The sequence below is a fragment of the Nocardia gamkensis NBRC 108242 genome (genome assembly GCF_001612985.1).
GTDB lineage: Bacteria > Actinomycetota > Actinomycetes > Mycobacteriales > Mycobacteriaceae > Nocardia > Nocardia gamkensis.
In genome coordinates, this window is sequence record NZ_BDBM01000006.1 from 213,447 (window position 1) to 226,936 (window position 13,490).

A 13,490-nucleotide genomic window follows, 5' to 3' on the forward strand; every position below is an offset into this window, starting at 1 on the left:
GCTCGATTCATCGGATGAGAAAGGCCGAACAATGGGATTCAAAACAGCGGATTTCCCGCCCGTCGATGTGACGACATTCCTCGACCAACCGTTGCGGGAGCGGATGCGAACGCTCGCCCTGCATTGGGCCGAATACGGCTTCGGAACGCCGAAGATGATCCATACGATCTATCTGCTCAAGGTGCTGCTGGTCTCGGTGCTGGGCGGGGTCGCCGTGGCCACCTGGAGTTCCGGCCTCGGGCCGTTCTGGGATGTCTCGGCGTGGTGGAACGAGCCGGTGGTCTACCAGAAGCTCGTGTTGTGGACCGTCCTGATCGAAGCGATCGGCATCGCCGGGTCGTGGGGGCCGCTCGCGGGCAAGTTCAAGCCCATGACCGGAGGCATCCTGTTCTACGCGCGCCCCGGCACGATCCGCCTGCGGCCGTGGCGGCGGGTGCCGTTCACCAGCGGTGATACCCGCACGGTGCTCGACGTGCTGCTGTACCTGGCGTTCCTGGCGACATTGCTGGCAGCGATCGTGCTGCCCGGCGTACCGAGCGCTTCGCTCAGCGCGGTGCTGCCCGAGAACACCTCCGGCTTGGTGAATCCGGCGCTGCTGATCGCTCCGATCGCGCTGTACGTGCTGTGCGGCCTGCGAGACAAGACGATCTTCCTCACCGCCCGCGGCGAGCAGTACCTGCCCGCCCTGGTGTTCTTCGCGGTGTTGCCGTTCGTCGACATGATCATCGCCGCCAAGCTGCTGATCTGCGCGGTGTGGATCGGCGCGGGTGTGTCGAAATTCGGGCGGCACTTCAGCAACGTGGTACCGCCGATGGTCTCCAACAGCCCCGGCGTGCCCGCCAAGTGGATCAAGCGGCTGCACTACCGTGACTTCCCCCGGGATATCCGCCCCTCCAAAGTCGCCTCGTTCCTGGCTCATGTCGGCGGCACGACCGTCGAGATCGTCACACCGCTGGTGCTGCTGTTCTCCACCGACCACCGGCTGACGCTGGCCGGTGTGGTGCTGATGGTGGTCTTCCACGCGTTCATCACCTCGACGTTCCCGCTGGCGGTGCCGTTGGAGTGGAACGTCTTGTTCGCCTACCTGACCGTGTTCCTGTTCCTGGGCTTCCCCAACGGCGGCGGGTACGGCCTCGGTGACATCTCCTCCCCGTGGCTGGCCCTGGTGATCGTCACGGCGCTGGTGTTCTTCCCGATCCTCGGGAATCTGCGCCCGGATCTGGTGTCGTTCCTGCCGTCGATGCGCCAGTACGCCGGCAACTGGGCGTCCGCATTGTGGGCCTTCGCGCCCGGCGCGGAGGAGAAACTCAACACCATCGGGCACCGGCCCACGCTGAATCAGATCGACCAGTTGAAGGCCATGGGCTACCCTCCCGAGGTCGCGGAGATCACCATGCAGCAGACGATCGCGTGGCGCTCGATGCACAGTCAAGGGCGCGGACTGTTCTCGCTGCTGTACAAGCACATTCCGGCGATCGACCGGTGGACCGTGCGGGAAGCGGAGTTCGGCTGCAATTCGCTGATCGGCTTCAACTTCGGCGACGGCCACCTGCACAACCTGGATCTGATCAAGGCCGTACAGTCCCGGGTCGGATTCGCGCCGGGCGAGTGGATCGTGGTGTGGGTGGAGTCGCAGCCCATCCACCGGGGTATCCAGCGGTATCAGGTCATCGACGCGGCGCTCGGCGTCGTCGAACGCGGCACCTGGCGAGTGCGCGACGCGGCGCAGACGCAGCCGTGGCTGCCCGACGGCCCGATCCCGCACGAGGTGACCTGGCGGCGCGCGGATTACACGGTGCCGATGCCGCCGGACGACCCGGCTAGGGTCCTCGCGCCGCAGCCGGTCGGCTGAGGCCCTCGCATGGACAGGAGAGCGAATTGAGCACCGCAGTCGTGGTCGGCGGCGGCCCCAACGGCTTGGCCGCGGCCATCACGTTGGCCAGGGCCGGACTGGACGTCACCGTGCTGGAGGGCGCCGACGAGATCGGGGGCGGCACCCGCACCAGCGAGGCGATCGTGCCCGGTCTGCTGCACGACCACTGCTCGGCCATCCACCCGATGGCGGTCGGCTCTCCCTTCCTGCGCGGCCTGGACCCGGAACGTTACGGATTGTCCTGGGCATGGCCGGAGATCGACTGCGTCCATCCGCTCGACGACGGCAGCGCGGGCGTGCTGCTGCGCTCGGTCGCCGAGACCGCCGCCGGTCTCGGCGGCGACGGCCGGGCGTGGCGGCTGCTGTTCGAACGGACGGCGGCGGGCTACGACCGGATGAGCGCCGACATCATGCGGCCGCTGCTGCGCCTGCCGCGCCATCCGGTCCGGCTGGCCCGTTTCGGGATTCCCGCCCTGGCCCCGGCCACGCTGCTGGCCGGCCTGTTCCGTACCGAGCAGGCGAGGGGACTGTTCGGCGGCGTCGCCGCGCATGCCTTCCGCCCGCTGCATCGGCCGCTCAGCGCCAGCGTCGGCCTGGGCATCCTCACCGCGGGCCACACCTATGGCTGGGCCGTCGCCGCCGGTGGATCGCAACGGATCACCGAAGCCATGGCCGCGGTGCTGAGTGACCTCGGCGGGAAGATCGAAACGGGTGTCCACGTGCGATCGGCGTCCGATCTGCCGCGGGCGGAACTGACGATGTGGGACCTTGCGCCCACCGCGGTCGCGGACATCCTCGGTGAGCGCCTGCCCCCTCGGGTCAGGAGGTCCTACCGCGCCTTCCGGTACGGACCGGGCGCGTTCAAGGTCGACTTCGCCGTGCACGGCGGCGTGCCGTGGACGGCGGAGGCGGCTCGACGGGCGGGAACGGTGCATCTCGGCGGCACGTTCGCCGAGATCGCCGCCACCGAACGCGAGATCCACGCGGGACGCATGCCCGAACGCCCCTTCGTCCTGGTGGGCCAGCAGTACCTCGCCGATCCGCAACGGTCGGCCGGCGACATCCATCCGATCTGGGCATATGCCCACGTTCCGCACGGCTATCCCGGCGACGCGACAGCGGCCGTCACCGCCCAGATCGAACGCTTCGCTCCCGGTTTCCGCGACCGCATAGCCGGGACCAGCGTGCGCAGCGCCGCGGGATTCGCCGAGTACAACCCCAACTACGTGGGCGGCAACATCATGACGGGGGCGAAGGACATTCCGCAGTTGCTGTTCGGTCCTCGAAAGACTCTGCAACCCTATGACATCGGTGTGCCGGGTCACTATCTCTGCTCCGCGGCCACACCGCCGGGTCCCGGTGCGCACGGCATGTGCGGGGCGAACGCCGCGCAGCGGGCTCTCCGGCAAGCGGGCATCGCGGAGTCGTCCTAGCGTCGCGCACGCCGCTGTCATCCGGGCGGCGGGCGGTCTCCTCGACACCGGCCGCGAGCCGCGCTCATTCCGGGCGGGGGGCGGACGGCCTGCAGTTCACCGCCCTGGCCGCGCTGGGTGCCGCGCTCGCTCTCGCCTGATCGGGCGAGACGAAGCGGGCGGTAGCGCCGGCCGGTCACTTCGTGGCCTGCCGGTTTCCTGTGGGATCGCCAGGGCACTCGATCACCATGGATGCTGACGACACGACGCCGAGCAACGCACCTCATTCCGGTCGAGTCACGCAAGATGACCTGCGCCGCCTGCTGGCCGCAGGCGAGCCGGACGCGCGGATGGTCCTGGAAGAGGGGCAGCTCAGGATCGAACCCGGTGCCGGACCCGAAACGCGCGGAATGCTCATCCTGACGCGAGCCGAATTGGCCGACCGGATCGGAGCCGATCCGGACGCCTCGGCACTGGCCACGGCTGCCGCCGAGTTGGACACCGAGGTCCGCCTCCGCGGTGCCTGAGGCGCATCGCGGCCCGGGCGGATAGCCGATGGGCTGCCGCGCGAATCTGCCGCACTCGCAATATCGGTTTGCCCGCCCGTGCGCCGGACGAGCACCATATACGGGCATGGACATCGAACCGCGCTACGCACTCGCACCGGGTGTGGGGCCGCCGCAACGAATCGAAGTCGGAGAACTGCTGTTGCGGCGTTGGCTGCCGGAGGATCTGCTGCCGCGGCTCGAGGCGATCAACGCGTCGTTCGACGAGATTCACCCCTGGATGGACTGGCTGCCCGAACCGGCGACGCTGGAGGGCCAACGCGCCTTCGGCCGGGAAACGGACGAGAGCTGGCCCAGCGCCGCCGGAAACTTCAACTTCGGCATCTTCGACGCCGAGGGCAACGTGCTCGGCGCGATCGGTCTGCACGACCGGCTCGGTGCGGGAGCCGTGGAGATCGGCTACTGGTGTCACACCGCGCACTCCGGCCGGGGAGTGATCACCCGGAGCGCGGCCGCCTTGACCCGTATCGCGTTGGCATTACCCGGTGTCGACCGTGTCGAGATCCATTGTGACGAGGCCAATACCCGCAGTGCCGCGGTCGCGCGGCGGCTCGGCTACCGGCTGGATCGGATCGAGCCACGGGAAAGGACCGCGCCCGCGGAGTCCGGCCGCGGAATGTACTGGGTCATGCGGCGGTGATCACCCGCCCGGCCTCAACCCGCTGTCAGCGCCGAATCCACCGCCGCGGCGACAGGTGCGCCGGGTTCGCGGACTGCGGGACCGGGGTCGGCGTCGTAGAGTTCGGCGATCTCGGTGGCGTACTTCTCGGCGATCACTCGCCGCTTGAGTTTCATGGTGAGGGTGACTTCGTCGCCGCCCGCCTCCCAGAAGGCGGGCAAGAGGCGGAACCGTTTGACTTGCTCCACCCGCGAGAGTCGCGCGTTGCCCGCGGCGATGCCGGCGGCGATCCGCTCGATGACACCGGCATCGGCCGACAAGGCCGCCGCCGACGAGTCCGGCAGATGGTGGCGCGCGGCGTACGGTCCGGCGGATTCGGCGTCGAGGACGACCAGCGCGGTGTTGTAGGGGCGGCCGTCGCCGATCACGGCGATGGCCCCGATCAGCGGGGTCGCCGCCTTGATCGCGTTCTCGATGTTGGTGGGGGACATGTTCTTCCCGGCGGAGTTGATGATCAACTCCTTCTTGCGGTCCACGACCCGGAGGTATCCGTCGTCGTCGATGGTGATCACATCGCCGGTGCTCAGCCAGCCCTCGGAATCGACGGCCTCGGCGGTCTTGCCGGGTTCTCCGCGATAGCCCTTCATCACGAGCGGTCCACGCACCTGTAGTTCGCCGTCCTCGGCGATCCTGGCCTGCATGCCGGGCAGCAGCTTGCCCACGGTGCCGAGTCCGGCCTCGCCGGGATGACTGACGCTGCAGATGCAGGTGAGTTCGGACATGCCCCAGATCTCCGCGATCGGGATCCCGAGGCCGGCGAAGAAGCCGAGCGTTTCGGCCGGGATGGGCGCCGCGCCGGAGATCGCCCAGCGGACCCGGTCGAGTCCGAGTTTCGCACGCAACCCCGACAGCACGAGCCGGTCGGCGCGCGCCCACTCGGCGGCGACCGTTTCCGGGACCGGTTCCCCGTTCAATTGGTGCGCGCTGCGCTGGGCGGCGACCGCCAACGCCCAGTGCAGCGCGGCCCGGCGGTCTTCGTCCGGTTCGATGGCGACGGCGAATTCGATTGCCGCCTTCAGCTTCTCCCATACGCGAGGCACTGCGCCCCAGATCGTGGGATGCAGGTCGGCCAGCGCGGCGCCGATCCCGGTGGGGTCGGCGACGCAGGTCACCTGGGTGCCGAAGACCTCCTGGAAGTAGAGCGCGGTGAGCCGGTCCGCGATGTGCGCGGTCGGCATATAGGACGTGATCGTGTCGCCGAAGCGAACTCCGAGCACTCGATCGACGGCATAGCACTCGAACATCAGGTTCGCGTGCGTCGTCTCCACGCCCTTGGGGTTGCCGGTGGTTCCCGACGTATAGATCAGCGTGGCGACGTCATCCGGCCGGACCGCACGCCACGCGGCGTCGAAGTCGAAGTTCTCCTGGCCCGCGGCGATCACGTCGGCGACCGACAAAGTGCCCTCGGGTGCGTCGTCGAGGCAGACGATGTGGTCGAGTTCGACTCCGCTCGCACGCATCGGCTCGACATACCGAGGCTCGCACATCACCAGTCGCACACCGGCATTGCCGAGGACGTACGCGATCTGCTCCGGCGCCGCGGTGTTGTACACCGAGAAACTGGTGGCGCCCAGGTGCTGAGCCCCGACTTCCAAGGGATAGAAATCGATGCGGTTGGACATCATCGAGGCGACGGTGTCGCCGCGCCGCACCCCGAGCGCCGACAGTCCGGCGGCGATTCGCTGGACCTGCGCCGCGTACTCGCGCCAAGTGAGGGTGGCGGCGTCCCCGGGGGATCGGAGGGCGATCGCGTCCGGATCGACGGTGGCGTTGTACTGGAAGGCGGCGGGGAGTGTGTCGAAGGTCGGGGTGCTCACAAGAGGAATTCCTTCGGATCGGGTGACGCGGGTTGCGGCCGGACTGTGCTGCGTGGAGCTGCGATGGACGGCCGCGAGCCGCCGTGACCGGAGTACGGCGACCGCATGCGGAATGAGACGGGCTCGGAGGTTACGACGGGGTCGCGCGGGCTTCGACCCGGCGCAGCAGGTCGTGCACGCGGGGGTCGCGAGCGAGTGCGCTGTCGAGCACGACGTTGATCGCCCCGCGCAGCAGTGCGTAGGGCTCCCAGCCCGCCGGTGCGATGGTGCGCGCCGCGCGCCGCTCGATGCCGTCGGCGATGGTCGCGGCCGCCTGCGCGGCCGAGATCCGCACGTTCAACGGCCAGGGCAGCAGGTCGTCCAGTTCTCGGCCGAGTTCGTCGTGATCGAGGGTGTCGTGTGTCATGCGGGTGTCCACGATGCCGAAATAGGCGATGCCCGCCGAAGCGCCGAAGGGGGCCAGTTCCACGCGCAGCGCCCGGCCGAGCTGTTCGACCGCCGCTTTGCTGATCATGTACGGGGCTCCCGCCATGCCGGGCGCGAACGCGGCGCACGACGACACCACGACCACGTGACCGCCCGCGGTGACGACGTGGTCGAGCGCGGGGCGCACCGTGTTGAACACACCGGTGAGGTTGATGTCCATGACCCGATCGAAGTCCCGCCCGTCGAGCGTGCGCACCGTCGCCGGGCGGGGCACCACGCCCGCATTCGCCACCACCACGTCCAAGCGGCCGAAATGCCCGGCGGCCCGGTCGATCGCCGCGCGCATCGCCGCGCGGTCGGTGACGTCGGCGGCGATGGCGAGGGCGCGTTCGCCCAGCGTCGCGGCGGCGGCGCCGACCGCGTCCTGGTCGACGTCGACCAGGGCGACCGAGGCCCGCCGGTCGTGCAGGACCTCCGCCAGTTCGCGCCCGATGCCGTGGCCCGCGCCCGTGATCAGCGCGACCCGGCCCTCGACCGAATAGTTCCGGCGCCTGCGGCCGATCGAGAAGATGTCGTCGATCATCGGCTCACCTCGTAGGCTTCGGTGTCGAATCGGCTGGTGCGCTGCCGGTATTCGAAACTCCAGTTCGGATACAGACCAGCGTTGAGCCCGTCGGGCGTCTGGTAGTAGCTGCGGCAACCGCCGGTCAGCCATACCGTCGACGAGCTCCGGCGCGCCATCTCCTCGACGAAGGCCGCCTGCGCCTCCGGGCGCACCTCGACGCGGCGCGCGCCGGAGGACCGTGCGTGGCGCAGGGCGTCGACGATGTACGCGATCTGGGATTCGATCATGTAGATCGCGGACTGGTTACCGGCGGCGCCGAAGGGACCGAGTGTGCAGAAGAAGTTCGGGAACCCGGCCACCGCCACACCGAGGTAGCTCTGCGGCCGTCGACGGTAGAGCTGGGCGAGCGTTTGCCCGTCGCGTCCGGCGTAGCGTTCGTAGGCGGTCGGGATCGAGGTGAAGCCGGTGCCGAAGATGATGGTGTCCACCGGGTGCTCGCTGCCGCCGCGCAGCAGGATCGAGTGCGGCCGGATCTCGGCGATGGATTGGGTGATCACGTCGACGTTCGGCTGGTCGAGCGCCGGGAGGTAGGTGTCGGAGAAGATGGCGCGTTTGCACCCGATGACGTAGTCGGGTGTGAGCTTCTTGCGCAGATCCCGATCGCGCACCTGGCGCAGCAGCTGCCAGCGGCCCAGTGCTTCGTAGGGGTGCCGGAAGCGCTGGTCGACCAGCGAGATGAGCCCGAACGTCTCGATCGCCGCGTAGAACCCACCGCGGATCGCGCGTTGCGCCAGCGGTATACGCCGGAGCAGCCGCCGCTCCAGGTCGCGTGTGCGGCGATCCATGCGCGGGACGATCCACGGGGCCGATCGCTGGAACAGCAGCAGCTGGGCCACCTTCGGTTGGATCTCCGGGACGAACTGCACCGCCGAGGCGCCGGTGCCGATCACCGCGACCCGCTCGCCGGTGAGATCGTGGTCGTGATCCCAGTGCAGGGAGTGGAATGACGTGCCCGCGAACGAGTCCATGCCGGGTAGCTGCGGATACTTCGCCTCGGCGAAGAGCCCGGCGGCGGAGAGCAGGAAGTCCGCGGTGAGCGTTCCTCGCGAGGTCTCGATGCGCCAGAGCGAACGCTGCTCGTCCCACCGGGCGTCGAGCAGTTCGGCGCCGAATCTGATGTGCCGCACGACATCGTGTTCGACGGCCACCGTGCGCAGGTAGTCGAGGATTTCGCGCTGCTTGCCGTAGGTGCGCGACCAGTCGGGATTGGGCGCGAAGGAGTAGCTGTAGAGGTGCGAGGGCACATCGCATGCGCAACCGGGGTAGGTGTTGGCGCTCCAGGTGCCGCCGAGGTCGTCGGCTCGTTCGAGGATGACCAGGTCGTCGAATCCGGCCTCGCGCAGCTTGATCGCCAGGCCGATGCCGCCCAGTCCCGCGCCGACGATCGCTACGGGTGTGTGCTCGATCGGGTCGGATGTCACTGGTGCTTCCTTCCGTGCAGAATCGCCACGAGCAGGTCGGCGATCGCGTCCGCGCGATGGTCTCGCCGGAACGAGGTGAGCGGCAGCGGGGACGGGAAGCGCTGGCGCGTGGTGGCTTTGGCGTAGGTGAATTCCCGGAGGCCGTCCGGGCCGTGCACGCGGCCGAAGCCCGAGGCGCCCACACCGCCGAGCGGCAGAGCGGGGATGGTGGCGTGTGCGACGAAGGCGTTGATCGAGGTGCCGCCCGCGCGGATGCGGTCGGCGATCTCGCGCCCGTGGCGGCGGGCGAAGACGGTGCCGCCCAGCCCGTACGCGCCGCGGTTGACCAACTCGACGGCCTCGTCCATGTCCCGGACCCTGGTCACCGTCAGGGTGGGACCGAAGGTCTCCTCCGTCACCGCGGCCGCGTCCTCGGGGACGTCGACCAGGATGGTCGGCTGGACGAACTGGCGATCGATCGTGTCCGGGCCGCCGAGCACGGCTCGCGCGCCGCGCGCGACGGCGTCCTCGATGTGGCGGCGGATGATCGAAAGCTGTTTCGGCATGGTGATGGGTCCGATTCGCGAGCCCTCGCCACCCGCCTCGATCTCGGCCGCCGCCGCCACCAGCTTCGTGAGGAACTCGTCGTAGACATCGGCATGGACGTACACGCGCTCGACGGCCAGACAGGTCTGCCCCGCGTTGGACAACCCGCCCCAGACCGCCGCGTCGGCGGCGGCGGCGAGATCGGCGTCGGCGTCCACGATGAGCGCGTCCTTGCCGCCGCACTCCATCAGCACCGGCGTGAGATTCTCCGCGCAGGCGGCCATGACGAGCTTGCCGGTGGCGGTGGAACCGGTGAACCCGATCTTGCCGACTTCGCTGCGGCACAACGCGTTCCCGGTATCGCCGAGCCCGGTGATCACCTGGAGTACCGGCTCGGCGGGCGCGGTGCGGGCGAAGGCCTGCGCGAGCCACAGCCCGACGCCGGGGGTGTACTCGCTGGGTTTGAATACCACGGCGTTTCCGGCGGCCAGCGCGAACGAGATGGAACCGAGCGGAGTGAAGACCGGGTAGTTCCACGGGCCGATGACGCCGACCACCCCGAGGGGACGGTATTCGACCGTGGCCGCGTGGTTGAACGTCAGCAGGCTCGACGGCACGCTACGGCGCCCGAGTACCTTCTCGGCGTTGCGCGCCGCCCACCGCAGGTGTTCGAGTGCCATGGCGATCTCGAGCTTGGCGTCGGAGATCGGCTTGCCCATCTCGCGGTGGATCACCTCGGCCAATTCCGCACGGCCCGAGGCGATCTCGCCGCGCCAGGCGTCCAGGTGCCGCGCGCGCCCGGCGAAGCCGAGGTCGCGCCACCAGGCCGCGGCCCGGTGAGCCGTGGCCACGGCGGCATCGACGGCATGGCGGTCGTGGACCGGGTAGGTGCCGACCACCGCGCCGGTGGCCGGGTCGTGCACATCGAAGGTCGACACCGCGGACGGTGCGGGGTGGCCGGTCGAGACGCTCATAGACAACGCTGTCCCTTTCGTGTGGTGGTCTCAGAGGTCGACCACGAGGTGGTCGCCCGCAGCGCGGGAGACGCAGACCAGCATCTGGTTCTCGCGCTCGGCGGCGGTGAGCACGCGGTCACGGTGGTCGACGGCGCCGGAGACGACCGCGACCTTGCAGGTGCCGCAGAAACCCTGGCGGCAGGAGTAGGGGGTATCAGGCAGCGCGCGGTGGATCGCGGTGAGCGCCGTTTCGTCGGCCGCGACCCGGACGGTGGTGCCGGTGCGGGCCAAGGTGAGGTCGAATTCCGCGCCGTCGGCGACCGGGAGCGCGGAGAACCGTTCGGTGTGCAGCGAGCCGGTCGGGTTGAGTTCGAACATGCACCGCTGCGCCGCCTCCAGCATCGGTGGCGGCCCGCACACGTACACTGCCGCGCCGGGTTCGGCGCGCGACAACAGGGCGGCGACATCAGGTGGTCCGAATTCGTCGTCCGGCCTGACCTCGGCATCGGGGAGGTCGGCGAGGAACGGCATGGTGGCGCGCGAGCGGCCGACGTACACCAGGCGCCCACGGGCACCCGCGGCCTGGACCATGGGTTTGATCGGCGTGATGCCGATGCCACCGGCCAGGAACAGATACGACGGCGCCTCGACGAAGGTGAAGGCGTTGCGCGGCCCGCGAATCCGCAGACTGTCGCCGACTCGCAGCGATCGGTGTATCTCGCGGGACCCGCCGCCGCCCTCCGGGATGAGCCGCACCGCGATGCGATACCGGAACCGGTCGCTCGGGTCGCCGCACAGGGAGTACTGACGCTGGCGTCCCGAGGGCAGGAAGACGTCCACGTGAGCGCCCGGCCGCCACGCGGGCAGTGGACCGCCCCCGGCGGCGCGCAACGTCAGGCCGACCACGTCGGCGGCAGGCCGATCGATCGCGGCGATGGTGGTGTCGAAATCGAATCCCGTGCCGCGCACCATGTTCGGGCGCGACAGCAGCGGCGCGGCGCGTCCGGCGACGAACACCTTCCGGTAGATGTCCATGACATCGCCGATCAGCCGCAGTCCCGCCGGCGCCGGGCGGTCGGTCACGGTAGGCGCTCCGCTCATCGGTTCGCCGCCCGCGCGGCAGGCGAGTGCGCCAGATAGCGCAGGGCGTTGTCCATCGGCCCCAACTGGGACGGATGGAAGCCCGGCCGCAGGTACCGCGGCATCTCGGTGAAGAAGACCGTCCATTTCGGGATGACGCCGCGCCGGGTCGCGCTCCAGAACTGCAGACCCCAGAACCGGCCTTTCCGCGGCGACGGGTCCTTGCGGTACAGATAGGCGGTCGAGACGATGAACAGCGGCAGCAATGTCGCGCTGGCCAGAAGCGCCGTGCGGGCCTTGCGCGCGTAGCTGCCGTCGAGATGCATGAACGCGTCGTAGACGACGCTGCGATGCTCCACCTCTTCGGCGCCGTGCCACCGCACCAGGTCCAGCATCGCCGGGTGCATGCCCTTGGCTTCGAGGATGTCGGCGTTGAGCAGCCATTCCCCGAGGACCGCGGTGTAGTGCTCCATGCCCGCGAACAGGCCGAGCCGTTCCTTGAGCCACTCCTCCCGGGCGCGCCCGGTCAGGCCGTGGTCACCCAGGATGCGATCGACCAGCCAGCCGACCTTGGTGACATACGACTCGACGTCCAAGCCGATGGATTGCAGATGCCTGCGCGCGGCCTCGTGGCTGCTCGCGTGCATGGTCTCCTGCCCGATGAACCCCGTCACCTCCTCCCGTAACCGCTCGTCGTCGATGTGCGGGAGGGCCTCGGCCAGCGCCTGCGCCATGGCTCGTTCCCCTTCGGGCAGCACCAGGTGCATGACATTGACGATGTGGGTGGCCAAGGCCTCGCCCGGCACGTAGTGCATGGGCACCGAATCGAAATCGAAATGGACGTCGCGCGCATGGATGGCATGCGCTTCGTCGCGATACCGGCGCTCCGACGCGCCTGCCTGCTCAGCCATGCCCCGACCCTACATAGCTACAAATCGTATTGCAATGTTGCAGCAACAACTCGGTTCGAATGTTGCAGGAGGGGGCGGTTTTGCTAGCGTTGGCCTATGCCCACCGCCTCGAAGGCCGCCGCGAGCAGCGACAACGTCGCCGGAACCCTGGTCACCCGGATCTTGGACGCGGCTCTGGTGCAGTTCGAGCAGGTCGGCGTCAAGAAGACGACGATCGAGGAAGTGGCCCGGAAGGCGGGTGTGGACCGGGTGACGGTCTACCGCCACGTCGGAGGCCGCGACGACCTGGTGCAAGCCGTGATCAGTCGGGAGGTGGCCGCGGTGCTCGCCGAGATCACCGAGATCGCCGACCGTCACGACGACCTCGGCGATCTGGTCGCCGACATCTTCGTCACCGTCATCACCCGCTGGCGCACGAACCCGCTGGTCGAACGCATGCTGGCGCTGGAACCGGCGCGCGTGGTCCTCAAACTCACCGTCGACGGCGCGGGTCCGTTCGCGATGTCCGTGCACACGACCGATGTCGCGCTCCAGCGTGCCGTCGAGCGGGGGATCCTCCCGCCCGCTACGGATCTGACCACTCGCGCCGAGATCGTGTGCCGGATCGTCCACTCGCTGATCCTCGCGCCGCACGGTCTCACCGAACTCCGAACCGACGAGCAACTCGGCGATTTCGCGCGAACGTACCTCGTACCGGTAGTGGCCGGACCCGACGCCGTGTCCGGCTGACACCCGGGCGCATCCGGTCGGTGAAGCCGGCACGCAGATGTGCCGCGGGCGAATCCTCCGTTCCGGCGCGGCTTCCCGGTCGTGCACCTTCGACCGGCGGTCGATCGTGAGCCGGTGAATCCGTTGCATCTACCCCGATCCGGGCGACGGATACGCAGGAATTCACCCGAGCGATGCTCGGGCCGCTGAAGGGCGGAGTCGGTTTCTCCGCGCGCCTGTGGCGTCGCCGCTCCGAGCCGGAGTCGGCGGCCGGTCGCGTGTTCCTCTTTCTCGGTGTGTTTCAGTCGATTTCGGAGGTCCGCCGACGACATCGATCGCTCGGATCGTGTCTTGTGATGTGCCGTTGCCGAGCGCCCCGACGAACCTGTACTCGCGGTCACGCGCTCAGCCGACGGAGCGCTCAGGGTGTGGTGTGAACAGCCGGGCCCGGGACCTCGCGCGGGGTTCGGCGGGACGCCGACATGTCCTCC

General features: G+C 69.1%; 11 protein-coding genes. 5 read left to right on the forward strand and 6 right to left on the reverse strand.

Annotated features, from left to right (window positions below):
- Positions 1 to 31: 31 nt before the first annotated feature.
- The 4 genes from NG1_RS07225 to NG1_RS07240 all read left to right on the forward strand — a co-directional run bounded on the left by NG1_RS07225 (position 32) and on the right by NG1_RS07240 (position 4,491).
- A complete protein-coding gene (locus tag NG1_RS07225; protein WP_062969222.1) occupies positions 32 to 1,852 on the forward strand; it encodes a DUF3556 domain-containing protein in 1,821 nt (606 codons plus the stop codon).
- A 26-nt stretch (positions 1,853 to 1,878) separates the two neighbouring features.
- Positions 1,879 to 3,306, forward strand: coding sequence for a phytoene desaturase family protein (locus tag NG1_RS07230; protein ID WP_062969224.1), 1,428 nt, complete (start codon positions 1,879 to 1,881; stop codon positions 3,304 to 3,306).
- Positions 3,307 to 3,533: 227 nt separating this feature from the next.
- Entirely contained in the window at positions 3,534 to 3,812 is a 279-nt protein-coding gene (locus NG1_RS07235; RefSeq protein WP_062969226.1) for a hypothetical protein, read from the forward strand.
- A 106-nt stretch (positions 3,813 to 3,918) separates the two neighbouring features.
- Positions 3,919 to 4,491 (forward strand): GNAT family N-acetyltransferase, encoded by a 573-nt coding sequence (locus NG1_RS07240; RefSeq protein ID WP_084498748.1) that lies wholly within the window; start codon positions 3,919 to 3,921, stop codon positions 4,489 to 4,491.
- 14 nt (positions 4,492 to 4,505) lie between these two features.
- Here the strand turns inward: NG1_RS07240 and fadD11 are convergent, their stop codons facing one another.
- The 6 genes from fadD11 to NG1_RS07270 all read right to left on the reverse strand — a co-directional run bounded on the left by fadD11 (position 4,506) and on the right by NG1_RS07270 (position 12,291).
- Positions 4,506 to 6,347 (reverse strand): fatty acid--CoA ligase FadD11, encoded by a 1,842-nt coding sequence (fadD11, locus tag NG1_RS07245; RefSeq protein WP_062969228.1) that lies wholly within the window; start codon positions 6,345 to 6,347, stop codon positions 4,506 to 4,508.
- Between the two features lie 130 nt (positions 6,348 to 6,477).
- Positions 6,478 to 7,356: a short-chain dehydrogenase/reductase gene (locus tag NG1_RS07250; protein ID WP_062969230.1), complete on the reverse strand. Its 879-nt coding sequence runs from the start codon at positions 7,354 to 7,356 to the stop codon at positions 6,478 to 6,480.
- Entirely contained in the window at positions 7,353 to 8,819 is a 1,467-nt protein-coding gene (locus tag NG1_RS07255) for a flavin-containing monooxygenase (RefSeq protein WP_062969232.1), read from the reverse strand. The genes NG1_RS07250 and NG1_RS07255 overlap by 4 nt, the downstream gene beginning before the upstream one ends.
- Positions 8,816 to 10,318, reverse strand: a complete 1,503-nt coding sequence (locus NG1_RS07260; RefSeq protein WP_062969234.1) for an aldehyde dehydrogenase family protein — start codon at positions 10,316 to 10,318, stop codon at positions 8,816 to 8,818. Before NG1_RS07260 ends, NG1_RS07255 begins: the two co-directional genes overlap by 4 nt.
- A gap of 30 nt (positions 10,319 to 10,348) precedes the next feature.
- Positions 10,349 to 11,401, reverse strand: coding sequence for a PDR/VanB family oxidoreductase (locus tag NG1_RS07265; protein ID WP_062969236.1), 1,053 nt, complete (start codon positions 11,399 to 11,401; stop codon positions 10,349 to 10,351).
- Positions 11,398 to 12,291: a metal-dependent hydrolase gene (locus NG1_RS07270; RefSeq protein ID WP_062969238.1), complete on the reverse strand. Its 894-nt coding sequence runs from the start codon at positions 12,289 to 12,291 to the stop codon at positions 11,398 to 11,400. Before NG1_RS07270 ends, NG1_RS07265 begins: the two co-directional genes overlap by 4 nt.
- Positions 12,292 to 12,387: 96 nt before the next feature.
- Between NG1_RS07270 and NG1_RS07275 the strand changes: the two genes are divergently transcribed.
- Positions 12,388 to 13,020: a TetR/AcrR family transcriptional regulator gene (locus NG1_RS07275; RefSeq protein WP_062969240.1), complete on the forward strand. Its 633-nt coding sequence runs from the start codon at positions 12,388 to 12,390 to the stop codon at positions 13,018 to 13,020.
- The last annotated feature ends 470 nt before the right edge of the window (positions 13,021 to 13,490 follow it).

What these genes read in the sequence shown, in the direction of transcription:
- NG1_RS07225 (WP_062969222.1), top strand. Translation starts at nt 32, where the DNA reads ATGGGATTCAAAACAGCGGATTTCCCGCCCGTCGATGTGACGACATTC.
- NG1_RS07235 (WP_062969226.1), top strand. Translation starts at nt 3,534, where the DNA reads ATGGATGCTGACGACACGACGCCGAGCAACGCACCTCATTCCGGTCGA.
- NG1_RS07240 (WP_084498748.1), top strand. Translation starts at nt 3,919, where the DNA reads ATGGACATCGAACCGCGCTACGCACTCGCACCGGGTGTGGGGCCGCCG.
- NG1_RS07250 (WP_062969230.1), bottom strand. Translation starts at nt 7,356, where the DNA reads ATGATCGACGACATCTTCTCGATCGGCCGCAGGCGCCGGAACTATTCG.
- NG1_RS07260 (WP_062969234.1), bottom strand. Translation starts at nt 10,318, where the DNA reads ATGAGCGTCTCGACCGGCCACCCCGCACCGTCCGCGGTGTCGACCTTC.
- NG1_RS07265 (WP_062969236.1), bottom strand. Translation starts at nt 11,401, where the DNA reads ATGAGCGGAGCGCCTACCGTGACCGACCGCCCGGCGCCGGCGGGACTG.
- NG1_RS07270 (WP_062969238.1), bottom strand. Translation starts at nt 12,291, where the DNA reads ATGGCTGAGCAGGCAGGCGCGTCGGAGCGCCGGTATCGCGACGAAGCG.
- NG1_RS07275 (WP_062969240.1), top strand. Translation starts at nt 12,388, where the DNA reads ATGCCCACCGCCTCGAAGGCCGCCGCGAGCAGCGACAACGTCGCCGGA.